Origin of the sequence: Flavobacterium psychroterrae, from assembly GCF_018380615.1 — a bacterium.
In the GTDB taxonomy this organism is placed as follows: Bacteria; Bacteroidota; Bacteroidia; order Flavobacteriales; family Flavobacteriaceae; genus Flavobacterium; species Flavobacterium psychroterrae.
Genome location: NZ_JAGYVZ010000009.1, coordinates 146,182 through 165,205, shown reverse-complemented (window position 1 = coordinate 165,205; position 19,024 = coordinate 146,182). Strand labels below are relative to the sequence as shown.

Annotated in this window: 12 protein-coding genes; all 12 read right to left on the bottom strand. The window is 33.8% G+C overall.

Annotated features, from left to right (window positions below):
* Positions 1–56: 56 nt before the first annotated feature.
* Complete coding sequence (locus tag KHA90_RS11410) at positions 57–1,175, bottom strand: hypothetical protein (protein ID WP_213299462.1); 1,119 nt, start codon at positions 1,173–1,175, stop codon at positions 57–59.
* A gap of 44 nt (positions 1,176–1,219) precedes the next feature.
* The gene (locus tag KHA90_RS11405; protein WP_213299459.1) at positions 1,220–1,870 is read right to left on the bottom strand and encodes a GH25 family lysozyme; all 651 of its coding nucleotides are present in this window, start codon (positions 1,868–1,870) and stop codon (positions 1,220–1,222) included.
* Between the two features lie 254 nt (positions 1,871–2,124).
* A complete protein-coding gene (locus KHA90_RS11400) occupies positions 2,125–2,670 on the bottom strand; it encodes a hypothetical protein (protein ID WP_213299456.1) in 546 nt (181 codons plus the stop codon).
* Positions 2,671–2,677: 7 nt separating this feature from the next.
* Positions 2,678–4,045 carry an ATP-binding protein gene (locus KHA90_RS11395; RefSeq protein WP_213299453.1) on the bottom strand — a complete coding sequence of 456 codons (1,368 nt, stop codon included), beginning with the start codon at positions 4,043–4,045 and terminating at the stop codon, positions 2,678–2,680.
* Positions 4,035–4,958 carry a hypothetical protein gene (locus tag KHA90_RS11390; protein ID WP_213299450.1) on the bottom strand — a complete coding sequence of 308 codons (924 nt, stop codon included), beginning with the start codon at positions 4,956–4,958 and terminating at the stop codon, positions 4,035–4,037. The genes KHA90_RS11395 and KHA90_RS11390 overlap by 11 nt, the downstream gene beginning before the upstream one ends.
* 60 nt (positions 4,959–5,018) lie before the next feature.
* Positions 5,019–5,858: a hypothetical protein gene (locus tag KHA90_RS11385; protein WP_213299447.1), complete on the bottom strand. Its 840-nt coding sequence runs from the start codon at positions 5,856–5,858 to the stop codon at positions 5,019–5,021.
* Between the two features lie 11 nt (positions 5,859–5,869).
* Positions 5,870–7,888, bottom strand: coding sequence for a hypothetical protein (locus KHA90_RS11380; RefSeq protein WP_213299444.1), 2,019 nt, complete (start codon positions 7,886–7,888; stop codon positions 5,870–5,872).
* Between the two features lie 139 nt (positions 7,889–8,027).
* The gene (locus tag KHA90_RS11375) at positions 8,028–11,723 is read right to left on the bottom strand and encodes a contractile injection system tape measure protein (RefSeq protein ID WP_213299441.1); all 3,696 of its coding nucleotides are present in this window, start codon (positions 11,721–11,723) and stop codon (positions 8,028–8,030) included.
* On the bottom strand, positions 11,707–14,475 hold the full coding sequence (locus KHA90_RS11370) for a hypothetical protein (protein WP_213299438.1): 2,769 nt from the start codon (positions 14,473–14,475) through the stop codon (positions 11,707–11,709). The genes KHA90_RS11375 and KHA90_RS11370 overlap by 17 nt, the downstream gene beginning before the upstream one ends.
* Positions 14,476–18,192: a hypothetical protein gene (locus KHA90_RS11365; protein ID WP_213299435.1), complete on the bottom strand. Its 3,717-nt coding sequence runs from the start codon at positions 18,190–18,192 to the stop codon at positions 14,476–14,478.
* A complete protein-coding gene (locus KHA90_RS11360) occupies positions 18,192–18,623 on the bottom strand; it encodes a GPW/gp25 family protein (protein ID WP_213299432.1) in 432 nt (143 codons plus the stop codon). The genes KHA90_RS11365 and KHA90_RS11360 overlap by 1 nt, the downstream gene beginning before the upstream one ends.
* A complete protein-coding gene (locus tag KHA90_RS11355; RefSeq protein WP_213299429.1) occupies positions 18,616–18,915 on the bottom strand; it encodes a PAAR domain-containing protein in 300 nt (99 codons plus the stop codon). The genes KHA90_RS11360 and KHA90_RS11355 overlap by 8 nt, the downstream gene beginning before the upstream one ends.
* Between the last annotated feature and the right edge of the window lie 109 nt (positions 18,916–19,024).

Here is a 19,024-nt window from a genome sequence, read left to right as displayed (position 1 = left end):
TTTGGTTTTAGGAATCTACTTTTATATTATAATTTTATCTTTTGAAATTAGAAAGATTAAACTGTCTTGTAATTTTTTACAACAATATCATATAACGGAGTAGGAATTAAGGTATTTACATTCATTATGTTGTCATAACTTTTTTTGTCCCAATGTGTAAAATCTCCATCTGCGTATTTAATAGTACACATTATTTCTTTGCCCTGACTATGTGTGCCAAACGAACCTTCTGTAGTTCCTGGCATCCAGACTTTGTCAGCAAACTGAAAAAAGCAAATACCAATTAACTTCTCCGGATTTTTAGTAGCATAATCGATACTTCCTGCCAATTGATCCTGTACCTTTTGTTGATAGTCAGGTTTTGTTCTGTCAAGTCCAATTTCAGTAAATAACATTTGTTTTTTATATTTTTCATATGCTATATCGACATAAGCTCTTCCGGTTCCTTTGGCATCTTTAAAAAGATATTGAGCATCAGCATAAGTTTGAGGAGCGAGGAATAATCGCTTATTTAAATTTTTAGTGGTTATTTGATCTAAAGCAGCAAATAAAGGATCCCAAAAGCCGAAGCAGGGAAATTCCCCTCCATAGGTACCAAAATCAACAGGATGTCCTATCATTAATTCTCTGTACTTTGCATATTTTGATGCTTCAATATTTACCCAGGAAAGTGTAAAATCGATACAGTTTTGAATGCTAAATCCACTTAATCCAGGTTCGTTACCCATTATAATTCCTGCAAAAGCACTATGGTAATCTGTTTTTTCGTTATTAGAAAAGGAATTGATTAATGCCGGAATTAATTTATCCCGATCTTTAAAACCATTATCAACACCAGATTTAAGAAAATAATTGGATACTGATGCCAAAACTTTTATACCACGTGAATTACAATAATCTAAAAATTCTATATGATTATTTCGTGGTTCCCAATCGTATAATCTAATCAGTTTAACTCCCATATTTGCTAATGTCTGGACGTCATTTCTGGCTTTATTGGGACCGGTCAGGTTGCAGGAGCTACCACTTTTTGAGAGATATTTTTCTCCCCAGACAGGTGCCATAGCATTGTAAGAAATATCACTACCGTAAAAGATATAAGAATCATTTGCTGTTGAGGTATTGTAGCCTTGTGGAAATGCTGAATAACACATTCCGTTGAAATTTTTGTTCATAATAATTGGTTTATTGATTAATAAATAATTGATTTAAAATTTAGTTAACTCGACTGAATAAAATTTGAAAAGGCATTACTGTCGCCATTAAAAATATCATAGTCATTAAGCTGACCGTTTAGTTTGTAGCTTTGTGATTGTTGCCAGATCGTCCAGCTTTTAGATTGCCAGACTTTTGGTAATGTCAGCGTGTTATTATAATCAGCAATCCATAAATTATATTCGGCGAAAGCTGGATCTGTTAAATAAGCGTTTGCGGTATTATTGTCTGTATAAATAAGTGGTTTTCGTCCTGTTTTTTGCGCTAGTAAGCTTAAAAATTGCAATAGATTAGGCTGTATACTGGCTTTATCAACGCCCATATCAATACTGGTTTCTTCAAAGTCAACAATAGGAGGAAAGTCGGTATCTAAAAATGTACCCATGACACTTAAGTAATTGGCAACTTGTTTGGTTGGATCATCATTGCAATGGTAAAAATGATACGCGCCGCGAACATATCCTTTTGCCTGAATTGCCGGCCAATTGGTTTTAAAAGAAGAATCGGTATACGTAATTCCTTCCGTAGCTTTGCAGATTATAAAAGTAAGTTTGTCAATTTGTTTGTTCAGGAAATTGATTTCATCGCCCTGATATCTCGAAATATCTATACCAAATACACTAAAATTATCAGATGCTGTTGCAGTTGTGTTCATTTTTTTATTTTGATTAGTTAATTTTTTATTTTGGTTATTCAAAAAACATTTAATACATAGAAAGATATATTTTTCCCTCCGAAAAGAATACTAAACGCGGTACTTCGACTCCGTTCAGTCTGACAATAATGTGTTTTTTTCTTTCATTTAACTGCGCAACTATTTAATCTGAGACCGTAAACTGAGACTGTAAACTGAGACCGTAAACTGAGACCGTAAACTGTAAACTGTAAACTGAGACTCAAAAACTACAATTAAAGAAACTGAACAGGTCCAATAGCGCCGGAATAATCAATAGCCGAACAAAAAGGATGGTTTTTAATCATCGATTTTAAATTTTCAAGCTCCGGATTAAAATATGGAAGCGTTATTTTTTTCCCTGTTAAAAGAGCGGTCAGATCATTATTTTTTAACGGATATACCTTAAATAAAGACCCTCGAACTGCATAAAAAAGATCGTCATCATCAACGATAAATGCCATTTCATATTTGTTCTTTTTTACTTTCTCAGGATTTATTTTGAGTAAAAAAGTAATGTGAATTTCTAACTTTTGTATCGCTGTATCTATGGATTTTTCGTGCGTTTTAGCAATTAAAAACAGACTGTTTTTTGTAATCAAATACCCGTTTACAATAAGTTCATGGTTTTTTATGCAATGATTTAATGCCATTGCAATGATTGTATTGACATAATCAAAACCGAAATGTTTTTTCCATTCCCCAATTTCCAGTTCCGTTTTATGAGAATATAAATGCTTTTTTGAAATTAAATTTTGAGTTGCGTTTTCAATTTTTTTCATAACCAGATCAATACATTTGTGAAACACTCAGTGTTTTGTTTTCCTTTTTGAATTCACGTCTAATCCCTTCTAACAGATCCTGATAACTTGCCATTGTTTCATTTTTCTGGATAGCGATTAAGGCGCAATATCTTAAAACATTGATAATTGCTCCTCCGGCGAGTTCATAATTTTCGGCAATGCTTTCAATATCAATATCAGGATTCAGTTTGCATTTTCCGGAGAATGCTTTTTGCCATAATTGAATTCTTTCCTCCGCAGTTGGCATTGTGAAATGAATCATTGACTGAAACCTTCTTGAAAAAGCTTCATCCATATTTTCTTTTAAGTTGGATGCCAAAATAACAACGCCCGGAAAATCCTCGATGCGTTGTAATAAATAACCCGTTTGTTGATTCGCGTGCCTGTCATTTGATGACGCTGCGGTGGTTCTTTTTCCGAAAAGCGCATCTGCTTCATCAAAAAATAAAATCCAGTCTTTATGTTGTGCAACATCAAATATTTTAGAAAGATTTTTTTCGGTTTCCCCTATATATTTTGACACGATCATAGACAGATCAACTCTGTAAACGTCTCTTTTTGTGCTTTTTCCTAATAAAGAAGCCGTAAGTGTTTTACCGGTTCCAGGTGGTCCGTAAAAAAGCGTTCGATATCCCGGTTTTATCTTCGTTTCAAGTCCCCAGTCTTTCATTAACGTTTCGCCATAATTAATCCAGGCGTCGATTTCCATGACCTGTTGCATTACATTATCTTCCAGAACCAAATCTGACCAGTTTAAATTAGTTGAGATTTGTTGTGCCGGAAACGAAACACTATGCTCCAGTTTAGGCAAATTTCCGGTGATGAAATAATGTAACCAACGTTCATTAATTGACAAAATCTGATTTAAAACCGGAACATTTGATTCTGTACTTTCCATCATTAAAACCTGTTCTTTCGACAGGATATTAGCAGGATGAAGCACATTTAGCATATCAATTCGTAACTCCGGATTTACCGCCGTAATTAAAAATGAAAAGGTTTGACCCGTTGGTAAAAATCCGCTGTGGTTTTTATTGATTACCCCGCCAAATTCAGTAAAACCGCGATCGTACATTGCATTTTTGCTAAAAAAAATATCCAGAACTTCAGGTTTTATCTGAGGCGCAATAATCAAAGCAAGGCAAAGTCTTTCGTAGAGATTCAAATTCCATTCGTCCAGTTTTTTATAATAAACGCTGTCTTTAGTTTCTTCCTCTGCTTTCGGCAACGGAGTATCCTGCCATTGATTTTCATGACCTTCCTGAAGCAAATAACTGCAAATAACCTGATCGATTACCTTTTGTAACCAATCCATTTCGTTATACAAAACAAGGATTTCCTGATTAGTCTCCATAACTTGCAAATAGTTTTTCAACATCGTCTAAATTGGCATCAGCCCATTTAAAATAGATCAAAGCCGTGTTAGGGTTGAGTTCATTTGATTGTAACATATCCAGAAAATAACCCTGCGCATTTTGCATGATCATTTGCGAATTATAATCAATATCATTATGAAAATTCGAATTAAAAAAAGTATTCACCCATTCGCCGTTATTATTGTCTTTATTAATAAAGTCACTTATAAAATAGGCGAGTTTATCCTCCTGAACCACTAATTTTTTTGCTTTAAAATAAGCTGGTTTTCTTTTGTTTTCGCGATGATAATATTCAATATCCTTAGATTGGATTGTTTTCGTGTTCTGATCTCCAAAAATATCAACCAAGCCAAAGTTTTCTGCATCACTTGCCAATTCCAGTTCGGCATTTTCTGCGCCTGCAATCGCTAACGTGGTATTGTTTGCCGTCGCACTTTCTGTTACGATATACAATTCCCGAAAGGAAAATAAAGTCTGCGTCATTTTTATAATTAATTGCTGCTGAATTTCGCTCCAGTTATTAATTTTAATCGATTCCGGATCTTGAGCCTTAAAAATAAAACTGCCATTTTGGGCAAAAGAAAGTACTTGCTTGCTAAATTCAAACTGACCTTCTACCGGGTTATTTCCATATCCACGTCCTGAATAGGGTTTTGAAATCCCGTCACTAAAATTCCAGTTTGAGGCGTTTAGTATCATAATATCACTTAAATCAACATCATGTTGAGGTACAATAGTACTGTGGTATACGTTGCCCAAAAGCACAATTGCTCCATTTTTGATTTGGAAATAATCCCCTGGAAAAAGATTTTTATTTAAAGGTTTAGTAGGTATAAAACCTCCCGTTTTTAAATAAAATTGTCTGTAAAAATTTTTATAAGTATGGTCCATAGCAATAAAAGTACGTGATGAAAGTCCGCTGAAATATTTCAGCGGACATTTTAATTTTTACTAAGCCAATGCTGCTGCATTTGCCGCTGCTAGACCGGATTGTAACGAATTAAGTTTGATTTGGGCCTTATTTAAATTCGTAGTTGCAATATTCAATTGTCTCGTAGTTTCATCGTTTGCAAAATTGGCTTTTTCATAAGCTAATTGTGTCTCTTTGTACGCATTATACAGCAAACCTCTAATTGAAGTATTTGTAGCCGGATAATTTGATAATGGCGTATCAATTGATTTTTCATCGGTTAAATTCAGGTAAAGTTTATTTGCCTGTCTGTTTTCGAGAGTAATAGCTGCTTCAGATTCTAAAATCGAAGCTTCTGCCGCTAATGTAGATTTTAAAGCAATTAAAGTAAGCGCGACAGCATTATTTGCATCTGTTCCAGCCGTATTTAATCGTGTAATTAAATCATCAGAAATCAGCGGATTCAATGCTTTTTTTCGGATAACAAGATTGGATAATTTATTGATTATTTCTACCGAATAAATCAGTTTATTAATCAAGTCACTCACTCTTGAAGCCACCTCAATCGCAGCATCATTTGAAATAGTCATTTTGCTAAAAGCATTTTTTGAATTATAGGCTAAATCATAAGCGTTTTGAACCACCTGATCGATCAGGTTTTTGTTGCTCAAAGCGTGTGTACGATTACCATCGGCAGTTAATAAATAACCTTGGTATTTTGATGCTTTTTCGGTAAGCGATGTTACAATTACCTGCTGTTGCTGTACATCTGCCTGAGCATCAATTACCTGATTTTTTAATACATCTAATTCAGATTTTTTCTTTTCGGTTATTCCGTATCTTTTCAATTTTGGAGCGGAATGTAATAGTTGAGTTTCCATATATTTTAGTATTAATTAGTTGGTGTAGTTTCTTTATCAGTTACAGAATAGGAAAATGGCGTTGTATTTTCCCAGTCCGAAAGGCTGTTGGTATATTTACTCTTACTAATTTCAGCGCCATTGTAGAAAGATAAAATTACAGGAATGTATTTTTTGTCTTCAATTAAAGGATTCCCAAAATTATCTGTTGTTGTAGAATCAATTAGAGCCTCAAATGTCCCGTTTTCAGCTCCTGATGCTGCTTTATCAGCTTGGGCAAGAGTATAATTTCCGGCAGGAACATTTTCGGCTAAATTTAAATTGAAGAAAAATGCCTTATCATTTTTAACCGGTTTCGGGCTGCTTTTTTCGATGTCTGCCTTCTCGCCATTTAGTTTTTTCAACAATTCTGTAGCAGTCGCCAATTTTGCTTTCGCTTCATTCAAAGCATCTTTAAAATTGTTGTTTTTTTGTTTGGCCAGATCAGCTTCTGTTGTGTTTTTAGCATCAGTTTTAGGAGTTTTTGAAGCTTCAGTATTCAACTGGGTAATTCCGCTGTTTAGATTTTCAATTTCGTCTTTTAAAAATTTAACTTCTTCTTCAACCGTTATTATTTCTTCATCAACCTCAGAGGTTTCTATTTTATATTCCAGACTATTTAACTCAGCATTCGTCAGGAAATCATCCGGATAGGGCAAAAGCAGACATCTGTAATTTATCTCAGAAATTTTTAATTTATCTTCTTTTTTTACCGTGAAATTGATCGTGGTAACAGGTACGTTTTTGTGATCATGAAGCTTGTTTTTATCTGTTGAAGCATCAGAGACTTTAGGCGGTTTGATTTTTTCTGCCTGATTTAAAGTATGGGTTAACGTAAATTTTTCAGAAGGAGCAGAGAGATATTCATCAAACGTATTGATCTCTTTTTTATAATTTTCAGTAAAAACGATCAATAAAAAAGCAACATAACTTTCACCCAGAGACAACGGTTCATTATCTGAATCTAATAACTCGTTTGAACCTAAGGAAACAGAAACTTTATCTGAAGTATTTGAATCCTGTAGCACGGGAATTCGTTTAAATTGCGACGGATTATTCAATAAATCTTCGGCTGTAGAAACATTAAAAAATGATTTTTTACTGTCCTTAACCAGTATGATATTATAGTTTTGAACTGGTTTTTCTAATCCCAGATTTGGCGTTTCGGCACCTTTATCTTTGACCGAAAACGGACTTTTATAATAATCAAACGAAACTGTAAAACTGCCTTTTTCTGATGAATCAAATGGTTTAGGAACTTTAACTTCTAAATTCTGATTGAATTTGTCGTTGTTAATTTTATACGCTTTTTTTGAAGCTTCATATTCCACTTTACTGCATTTTATGGCACCTTCAGCACTTCTGGTGGCCATACTTGCCTGCGATTTAGTAGCATTATCTGCCGTTAAAATTGCAGTAACCGCATTTAAATCTGCCGTTGTAACCTGCAATAAATTGTTGACAGATGTATTGGTTAATTTAGCTTCATCTGCAATTGTAGCCGATGAAACTTCTGCAATTGATGCAGATGCTTCCATCGCATGCTGCGAAGTTTCCTCAGCGTGATACGCCGTTTTGTTGATTAAATTATAAGCCTCCAGACTTTGCTGATAAATTTGAGTTCCGTAATCAGCGGCATTAATAATGCTGTAAATACTGCCTATATCACTTGCCAAACGCACAATTGAATTCGAAGCAATTTGAATGTTTGATGCACAAACCGCCATATTGCTGACAGATTGTGTTATATAGGTTTTTTGCTGATTTGCACTTAGTAAAAGGTTGTCAGACATGTTTTTATTCACAACAACAACATTATTTATGTGCTGTTTGTCCTGATACATTTTTGTTGTACTGTCCAGTTTTTCCTGTGCAACAATTTCTGCACCTTCGGCATAATAAAGTGTAAACATGGATGAATCCAACTGTGTACTCAATTGTTTTTTAGTCATTTCCTGACTTTCTAATGAAGACAATACACTAGAATGTAGATTTTCATTGTAGCTGTTCATAATAGTTTTTTTTAGTTGATTAATTTAAATAGTATTTGATGTTTCCCGTTTTTGTAATTTTATTCTAACACATAGTTCCGATAACTATCGGAACTATGTGTTAAAAAATTAAAATCAACACAAAACGAGTTTCAATATTTTAATAAGGCCATATTACATGCAAAGGTTTTTCCATCCAATGGTATTTTATAAGTGAAAAAGCAAACGGAGATTTGTTAATCAAAACATCATAAGCTCGTTTTTCAACCGTAAGTTCCCATTTGTCTTCCAGTTCAACCAGAATTCCGTCCCTGACAAGCCAGTTTCCCCTGAAACCATCAATCGAGCAATCTCCAATTTCCGGCCAATGCGAAATTGCCGCCTCAATTAAACCGTTGATTAATTGTTGATTATCTTGCGAAATTTCGATAGAATCCGGAACCGCATCCGTTAATGGCAAGCCGCATAATATTTTGTTCAAAGGCAAAAACGTTTCCTCAGTCTGATTCATTCCCGTAATTACATATTGTAAAAATTGAACTGCATTAATTTGAAATTCATTGCTTATAAACTTGTTGTTTTCTAGCACTTTAAGCCGCTCAAATAAAATAGGGATATAATTATTTAAAACAACGATTCCTGCATTTCGAACTGGAATACCTTGTTTTAAAGGTGTTTTTGGATTCTGATGGGTTTTAATTGGATTCATTTTTTGAAGTATTGCTGTTTTTTTAGTAGTTGAAACGGTTTGTTTTTCTGATTGTAAAATTTCCCTGAAACTCAGTTGCAAAGACAGTGGAAACTGATAAATGTATTTTTCAACATCCATTAAAAAGCTCTTTTTAGCAATTCCTTTTTTGGTAACAACATCCCAGATTAATTCGTTCCAGATTTTATCGATAGCAATAAGCCGCCAATTATCATTTGCAGCAGCTTTTAATACTTTTCGCAATAAAATACTTTGCAATTCCTTAGGTGCCATTCCTTTAATCGCCATTAATCCCAAAACGTGATTGAATTTCTCCATAATCCGCAAATACGATTCCCTGTTTTTATCTAATTGGCTAATGCCGATAGACAAATTATGAAAACTAATATTTCGGCAAAGCCAATCCATTTGAGCTTCCGGAATAAATTCTTTTTTAATTATTTTAAAGAAGTTTTTTGGATCTTTTTTAATAATTTCATTCAGAATGTCTTTTATTTCAACCGTTTGTGATGGATTAAATCCAAAAGGAATTTTTCTCTCTAAAATAATACTGGTAAACAATTCCTGTTTTTCCTTATCATATAATTTTCCTGTAAACAGTATATTTTCGGTATCTTTTTTTTCTAAAGATCTATCTGATATTTTTTGATTTAGAACTATGGAATTTTCAGCAATAGCATTTGATTCAGTTATAAAACGGGTGTTATCAAAACCATTTAATACATCTATAGTTTCTTGTTTTTCATCAGCATTAATACTTTTCAAATACAATTTAAGTTCCTTTTGCAACAGCTTTTCGAACATCATTTCATTTCCTTTATAAGCGGAATATTTTAAAATAGTTTTCCAGAACAATTCATTGAATGCCTCGTTAATTTCAGTTTTTGAAACCGGTTTTGATTGATTTACGATAAAAACCGCTGATTTTTTAATCCAGTTATTTTTAATGGAAGTTCCGTTTGTCAAAAAATAACGCAAGATGTTTTCAATTTCTTTATTATCTTTTTTTCGAAGCGAAGCAAATCCCGAATCATCAAAATTGTTCACTAATAATTGTGATAATTCGACTTGAGCGTTTTGCGAAGTATTCTGAATTAATAATGCAAGCGCCAATGTATCGACCGAATTATTGTTTTTTAACTGATTCAGAAAGGTTTTCTTGATCGCAACACCAAAAGATTTTATCTTTTTTGACTGAATCAATTTTGTGATAAACTCAAAATATTTATCGCGTCTTGTATGCGTTATTTTTTTTGATAATTGTACAATAATGGTTTCCAGGAATAAAGATGAATTATGTTCCGGATGAAACAGTATTTCCTGCATTCCCAGCAATAACAAATGATCCGTCATTAATTCTTCGGGAAAATCATATTGGTCTTTTTCGTCCAGGATTTCATATACAATCTGTATCGTCTGAACTAATTTTGTTTTTTTATAATTAGCTGTTTTTACCAGTAATTGCAGCATTTCACGATTGAGAACCAGCGGAAGTATTTTCTTTAAAACCTCTTTATTCCCATACGAAAGCATCACTTCAAAAGCCATTTTAGGATGCAATGCAATTGTCTTGATTAACGATCTTTGCAAATCTTTAAAAAAGATACTTTTTGTTGCATTTTTCAGCAATTCCATTTCCAGTTTTGATACTAAATTTTTAAAATGAATTGCCGGATAATTTGAATTATTCCGACTTATTTCATGACAATAAATAGAATTTAATGCCGTATAAATCAAAACCGAATTATTGTTTTTTACCGCTGCCGGAATTTTAGCATTTGTAAATAAGGCCAGTAATTGTTCCTGATGGAGATGGTTTCTTCTGCTCAATTCTGCTGTACAAAACAATAAGAATGCATTGTTGTCTGCATTTTTATTTTTGATCAGGAATAGAATTCCTATTTCCCATAAATCTTTACTATTTGTTTTGAGTTTTAGCGTTTTGCTCAACTTATTCAAATAAACTACGGTTTCCATATTCAGTAAAGATGGCGTTGTATCCAGTCTGGAAAACAAGATTTTAATCGATGTTTCATTTAAATCCGGAATCAGCGCAACAAGGAAACTTTCATTGCTGAAAAGCTGATTTATAATCGCATTAAATTTGGTTTTATTCTCATTATTGAGCGCAACAATCAATTCGTTCAAATTGTTTTTTGCTGTTTTAGACTTTCTTTCTTTTTTATCTTTTAATAATTGCTCAAAAATGGTCCAGTAATTTGGCTTTATTTCCGGCGTATAAGTATTGCTTTTTTGCGTTTCATATTCCTGCGTCAGGATTTTCAGCGAATCGATAAAATTGTTGTTATGAGTGGTTTTATCAGACAGTTTTACAATCGTATTTTCGATCAGTAAAATAAGATCCGCGTAAGCAATATTATAATGGTTTGCCATTTGTAAAATACTGCTTTTCATGAAAGCGATTTTATTAAAAAGCGTTCCGCGTTCCAGCAGTAAAAAATTAAGGATAAAAAACCAAAGATTCTTCCTGAAACTTGCCGTACTCGTTTGTACAATCGTTTCCTTAACCTGAATTGTGGTCATAATCAAATTAAATTCAATGATGGAACCGCTGTTATTAGGTTCAAGCGCGCCAATTATTTTCGTGATGTTTTTCTCGTCAAATTGCCATGAAATCCTTTTTCTTACTTCCTCATTTGTCATTCCGGTTGCTTTTATAATGGCAATGATTTCGGCTAGATTATTCTGAAGTAATTCTGCCATAATCTGATTCACAGAACCTTGTTTGTTTTGATAATTCCACGGTAAATAACCTTCAAGTAAAAAAATCATAAGGTTGTCCAGAATTGATTTTTCCTTATTGTAAACCGCTATTCCGTTTTGTTTCTGACTGTTTTGATACAGAATTAATTCTGCTATTTTTTCCTTCAATAAACTGCGTATTTTTCTGCTCAGGTCAAATTCCAGATCGTTATAATCGCAAGAACCCAAATCCAGTTCCAGGGATTGAATTCTCCAGCTTTGTTCCGGCGGACATAATTCATTAAATATCGCAGCGACTTCTCTGGGCAGAGAAATTTTGCTCCACGTACTCAATCGTTCCTGAAGCCTGTAACCCTCGGTTTTTTGATCAAAAGTAGTTTCCCACTTTAGGCTCGATACAATATGGCTATTTATTTCTTCCATTTTTTGTTGCTAAAATTGAGGTTAAACTATTGATTAAATTGATTGCAGTTTCAGCAGGATTTGTCGTTGCAGATGGTGCCGAATTGTTGATTGCTGCTTGATCTTGTTCTGTTTTTACAGGAATTAAATCCGATTTAAAGCGCAGACTTTCGTGCCATTTTACGTAATTGGGAATAAAAGTTTCTAATTCCTGAAGACTTAAAAACAGACATTCGTAACTCACATTTACCGGCAGACTATTTTTAAGAAAGTATTTTAGTCGTTTTTTAAATTCCGGCGTTTGTAATACAGGAATAAAATCAGGAAATACCAGAATTATATTTTTCTTAAATACTGAATTGTCTATCGTAATACTTCCATTTCCAGAAGCAATCGTGATGCGGAAATAATAATTTGAAAGTTCAGATTTTGTATAATCTGTCAAATTTATAGCTTCTGAGGTATTTGTAACCACAGGAAATTGCACATCAGAAAACACTAAATAACCTTGCCCAAGATTAGTATCTAACGTGGCTTCTGCCGTTGTATTTACAACATAATTAAGATTGCTGATGGTTTGAAAATCAATATTTTCAAGGCTATATGATGTAATATTGACCTGATTTTGTTTGATTATTTCGATATTATACTTTAACTGATTCAATAAAAGAATGGTTTCAATAAGAATACTGCCATTTCGTTTTTCCTTAAACCAAAACGTTTTTTGAATGGTTTTGTAGGTATTCAATTGATTTTCAATATTGTTTTGCTGAATATCAAATTGAGACGTGATGAAATTGGAGTATATATTTTTTAAACCGAATAATAAATTAAGTTTCAATTCAAGTCCGGAGAAATTATTAAAATCCGGTCTGCTTAATTTTTCTTTTTTATTAATTTGTTCTGATCTGAATATGAAATCGGTTGTGTTTTCGCTGATATATCCCAAATGTTTCGACTTGATTACCGGAAGACTTACATCAATATTGCCGCTTGTATTATCAGCAATTTTTGATGCGCTCAGGAAATTATAGCCTTTTTGTCGGTTATAAGTCAGTAAACCAAGATTTTGCAAATACAGACTTTTCAAAATCAACTGATCTTTTCGTTTGTCACCCGTGTAAATCGTATCATTGATAATGGCATCAATAACTTTAGGCGATTCGCCGTGTCTCGCAAGCAAATGATCCAGTAATTTATTGCGTCGGTCTAAGTTAACATCTTCCTCTTCAATGAGTTTCATCATCCCAAAAATGTACGGATTGTACGGATCCTGCTGATATTCAAACCAGCTTTTTTCTTGTTGTTCGGCTTCGGTTTCGTTGCCAAAACTATAATCAAAAGTTTTACTGTCCTTTAAAATTGGGCGAATATGCGGCACGGTATATAGAGACTGATAAAAATAACTTGGCGAAAACATCTTGTAAGGCACAGGATATTCCAGATTTTTTTGCTGTTCTTTATCTTTTACCGCATAGAAATTTTCTTCGTCAGATGGCGCTCCGCAAACCGAATTCGTAAACGAAAATAACTTAGAAACATTTGCTAATTGCGAAAACTGATTCGCCAGTATTTGATCAAATAAGGTTAAATATCCTTTTAATTGTCGGGATTGGGCAACCTGAATTGGCGCCGAATCATCAGCAACTTTATCTGCACCAATATTATATTGCTGCGGAAAAGTATTTTGAATGGAATAGTAGGTATTAATATCCCTAAAACTGCTTTTTGGCAATTTCAAATGCACCTTATTGTTTAAGTTTGCCGTAGTTTCCTCAAATTTATCGGGCGTTATAATTAAGGGTCCAAACGCATCAAACGCAACTTCTTTTCCATTGCAGGTGATCGTTAGATTTTTACTTTTATAGGAACCCAGAATATCAATCGATAGTATTTGATTTACTGTAGCTTGCAATACAGAAGTGATTTTTTCATTCTGATAAAGCTGTAAACCTGAAACGGTTACAATTCCCGTCACGGATTCAATCACCGGAATTAAATCAATTGCTTTTATCTGATCGATTTTATCAGCCAGAGATTCGTTTAAAATCCAGCCATTTTTTAAATACGGACCATCATATATTGCTGCAGAATTATATCCTTTTGCGATTAAGGTTTCATAACTTAATTGTTCCGGTTTTGCGAATATAAATTCACGTATTTTACTTTGTAAATCCAGTAAAACGGCATAAAGATCCACTTTTTTTGTGATTTCTATTTTCCCGCCAATCGAGCAATTTTGAGTTTGTAAAGCAATTGGAAGATTAAAAACTTCACCTAAATTTCGGCTTTTATTCAAATAATAAAATGCTGATTTACATATGTTTTTGGATTCAATTACATCAACAATATCCGGATTGATATAAAGATAAACCTGATAAATCCTGTTTATTGGGAAAATATTATTGTTATAGCAAAGTATTGTAACATTAAAGATATTCTCGTTTCCATCAATAAGATATTTTCTATAATCATTAATGGTATAAGGAGAAGTTGTCAATATTTTGTACGGCAGATAAAACTGGTCGTCAATGGCGATTTTACCGGTAAAATCTGTTAAAATATCGGGAATTGTAAAATCAGTACAATACCCTAATTCCGTCAAGGCATAACAAAACTGATCTAAAATTGTCATTCCCGGATCACTTGGATTAAAATTGGTCCACTCTTTTCCAATATGATTTTGGATAAAATCAATCGCTTCACTTTTCAGGAAATTAAAATCCTGATGCAAAGGGAGTTTGGTTTTTGATATGTGGTTAATTGTATCCATTTATGATAAAAAAGTAATATCGTGATTAGGCGATGAAACCAATAATGTTATGGGTCCGTGCGGTTTTAAGGTTTCCTTGTTTTGTTTTAAACTCGTTTGTAAACCTGTTGTACTATTGATGTAATAACTTGAAAAATAAACATTTTCAACCGTTGCAACGCCTTCAATATTTTGAATAAAAGAGCTTACTTTGGCATTAGTCAGCGGTTTGTCAATTTCTATTTGAGATGGACAATCCGTTATCCAGGGCGATAAATATAATTTGAGAGCAAGATTGACATTCTTTTGAATAAGTGTTTCCTGATAACCACTTTTAATGCTGATTTTAGTAGCGATACAAACATATTCCAGATTAAAATTGTTGACATTTAAGTTGATAAAAGGCGAGGAATTTTGTTTTAAAAACTGTTCCACTTTAATTTCTAATGAATTGTCAACTAAAGGGATAAAGGCATTAGCGTCGTTTTCTTTGGCTTTTTTGACCAAATAAACATTGCAGCTGTTATCGCTGTTTTTAGTTACCACTTTTGAGTAATAAACATCATTAAAATTTTCAGCGATCAAAGTAAAATAATCGGCGGGAGAACTGGCCCTGTTTTTGGTTTTGATGCTATTGCTGACTCTTCGGTTTCTGTCGGTTTTATTTTCTGCGGCTTTTCCTCCAAAGGATGCAAAAGGCTGAATTATTGTTGCTATTTGCGAAATTTTTGTTTCCGGTTTTGTGATTGTAGTAGCCGCTATTTCTGGCTTTTCTGTATTGGATAAAAAGGCAGTTCCTGTTCGTTCAACACTAAAACCATTCGCTTGTAAAAAGGTAGTTTTAGAGTACGATTCGGGTTTTCCGGTAACGGTTACAGCAATCCAATTGTTGGTTCCGGGCATAAACATGGCGTTGTTCCCGCAATCTGCAGGAATTGGTAATGCTATAATTCCTGAACATCTAAACTGATCTGTTTCATCTGATAATGGCTTTATTTCGTTCCAGCCGTTTTTAGTTAAATAGTAGTATTGAACGCTGTCTTCGGTGGTGATGGCGGTGGTGTTTCGGGCTAATTCAAAATATAAATTTATCGAGCTGTTGCAGATTAAATTCGTCAGTTCTATAAATAATGCTCCGGTATAATTAAATGACGGATAAAGCGGAAATCCGGTTGTAATTGATGTTGCTGAAACTCCTGTAATTGTGGTATTTATGACTGTTGCTGTTGAATCAATTGTAATGCTGTCAAATAAACTATAAGTAGAAAATGGCGAATAAAGGAAATACTGAAACGGATAATCCGGATTTGTTCCGTCAAGTTTATAGGTTACACTTGCGGAGTATGTTCCGGTAAAAGTTTTGATTTTTGGAGCAAATGGCAAATTAGCCGATGCCACAAAATCGGTCACTTCTTTATCTTTTGCCATTGCCAGTTTATTTCCGTTTTGAAGTGCAATATTGGCGACAACATTAGGATATAATTCTGAGCCAAAACCATATTCACAACCCGATAAAGTCATTTTTAAAAATCCTGAGGAACTTGTATCGGTGAATTTTAAAGGTTCTTTTTGAATATTTGGATCTGCCAGAAACGGAATTGTTGCTATTTGTGATGTATTTGTTTTGTAATAAATGTATAAACTACTTGATGTTGAGAGGATTGGCTGTTTAGGATCCGGTTTTTCCTGACCAAATAAATATACTGGACTTGAAACCTCAGAAGTTGGTACAAAAACCGAATCATTGGCTGTATTTTCAATTTTGGTCATTGTAAGTCCTTGCCATGATTTGCCCTGCATTATATTGAAATTAGCCGTAAAAGCTTTGTTCGAAAAAGGCACATCAGGATTGGGTAAAACGACTTTTTTATGAAAAATATTTTTGATTTTATCTTCCACTTCTGATACAAAACTATTTTGTTTGGTTGGATTATTCAAAACAAACAAATAGTGATTGTATGCGCTGTAATAATTTTCAAAATCGGCAGGTCTTTTATCCCAGTCAATTTCTATCAAAAGGCTGTCGAGCGGTTTACTGAATATTTCATTATTGCCTATTATAAAATTGGCATTTGCCACAGGAATTGGTCCAAAAGGAGGAAAGGGATTCTTTGTATTTAATTCGCCAAAATCATTATACAATTGAAAAGTTTTGATTCCCTTAATTTTTACTTCAATAGTCAGATTCACTATTTTAGGCGGTGTATTGGGGTTTGAAATCGTTTGAAACAAGATTTTCATCATGGGCCAATCGCTCGATATTCCGTCAGGATTAATTAAAAAAGGTTCGATTGAAGGTTGTACAGGATCAATATTTAGCGTAATTATAACCGTATTTGGCAATGATGCATTTAGTTGAAAATCAGTTGGAAGTACTACTAATTTCAGCCAGTTTTTTTGTGTGCTTAAAAAGTAAGTTGCGTTTTGTAACAATTGCAAATCAACTGCCGAATCAAATTCAAGCGTTAAAGTGATTGTGCGTTGTCCTTCGCGCAATAACAACATTGGCGAAGCAAAAGAAATCCCAACAGGCAATGCATTTACAGATGGAGTAGTGGTTCCAAAGGTTTCCCAGCTTATGGCTTTATTGTCCTGATCTAACTGAATACTGGTTGGTTTGCTAATAGTTTGCAAATTGAACGAATTAGTATTGGGCTGATTTTGGTACGTAAGTGTTTGAACACTTTTAATTACGGCTGGATTTAAGTTGACATTTTTTTGGGAAGCAAATAACACGGGATTTTTTTGCGCATCAATTCCTGCACTAAATAAAGTTCCTGACGGCAATGTAAATACCGAATCATTTTTTGCAAGTGTTGCGCACAAATAAGCATTGTCCGGAATTGCTGGTAATTTGGTTTGTTTTAGAATATCTTTATAATAAAAATCAAGATGTTTTTCAGAAATTTTGTTCAATTGGTTTTGCTGCAATTGCAAAATATTTACAAAAGAACGCAATAATGTTGTGTCCGGAAAATGTCCTTTTTTAAGACTTAACTTTTTGAATTCCTTACCGGAATGATGAATGATTGTTTCCAGAAAATGAAATAATTTATCTCCGATTTTGGTTAGAATATCCAAACAAAAAGTGGTCATTTTATCCTTTGCCTGCAAAATATTCTGTTCGGTTTCAAACCCAAAAACTTCCCAAAACGGACTTTTGTCTTTGTTGATATTCCAGATATTTTTATCAAATGAATCGAAATCCTGTTGTGGCGAAGGAACAATGAAAATTCCGTTAAAGGATAGTTTATACAAATAGTTTCTAAACGACTGTATTGCCCAAAAATCAATGCTTAATCTGTTTTTTACTTCATTAATAATGTAAGTTTTCAGGTCGTAGCTTTCATTATTGCTTAGCAAATAATGGGTCCAGCGCTCGATAATTTTATAGACTGAAGTAATATGATCGAATAATTTATTCAATGCATTGGATTGGGAATTAGTCTCATTTTGAATTAATCTCTTAATCTCAGAACAGCTGTTTTTATAAGATGAATGCAGGTTTTTATAATTGGTTTTTGAAATGGATGCCATTAAAAAAACAGGATCTTTTAGTAAAAACGGATTCCAGTTTCCTTCTATTTTATTTTTATCGTTATAGAAATTGATCAGTTTGCTAAATTCCGTCAAAAAGTGCAACCAGTCTTGTTCCGTTCTTCCGTCAATTAAATACGGATCCGGAACGAGTGATTCGTTGAGTGAATTTATGGCGCTATTTTGATCAGTTAAAATCATTATTTTCGGGCTAGGTTTGTACCTTCTTTTAAATAAAACGGGAACACATAATTGTGTCTTGTATTGGTTTGTGCATAGAGGTATATGATCAGTATTTCGATTACACCATTTGTGATATCTGTTGCGGCGACTTTTATATCCTGCACCAGTATTCGCGGTTCATACCGTAATAAGGCAAACTTGATGGTTTCGGTAATTTCGCCTTTTAAAGTGCTGTCAATTTTCCTGAACATAAATTGCTGTAATCCTGAACCAAAATTAGCTTCGAGTGTTCGTTCGCACTTTCTGGTATTCAGGATTATATTAATAGATTCGTTGATATTGGCTTCATTAGCCGATAAATTAAGCTGATGATTATCTGCAGAGAAAGACACAGGAAATGCCCATCCCGAACCTAAAAAAGCGTTGTCTTTATGTGCTGTATTATCCACCTATTATTACGTTTAATGCTCCCAGGACAATAGATCCTCCATGAGCGGTTGTATCTCCCATTCTTGCGGCTGGTAATCCGCCTATCATAACTGTTGCCGATCCTTTTATAATAGCATCCGACGGTCCCACACAAACCAGCATATCACCAACTCGTGCCGCAGGTAATCCCCCAATTAAAACAGTTGGTTCTCCTACACCAATAATTGGCCCGCCCACATGAGGAATTGGCGGTACTGCAGGTGTTACCATCGGGCATTCGTGAAAGTCTGTAAGTCGTGCTGCTGGAGGCATATTTTTTTAATTGTTAATTGTTAGTTGTTAGATGAAAGAAGCAAGATGAAAGAAGCAAGAAGCAAGATGTTAGAAGCAAGAAGCAAGATGAAAGATGAAAGATGAAAGA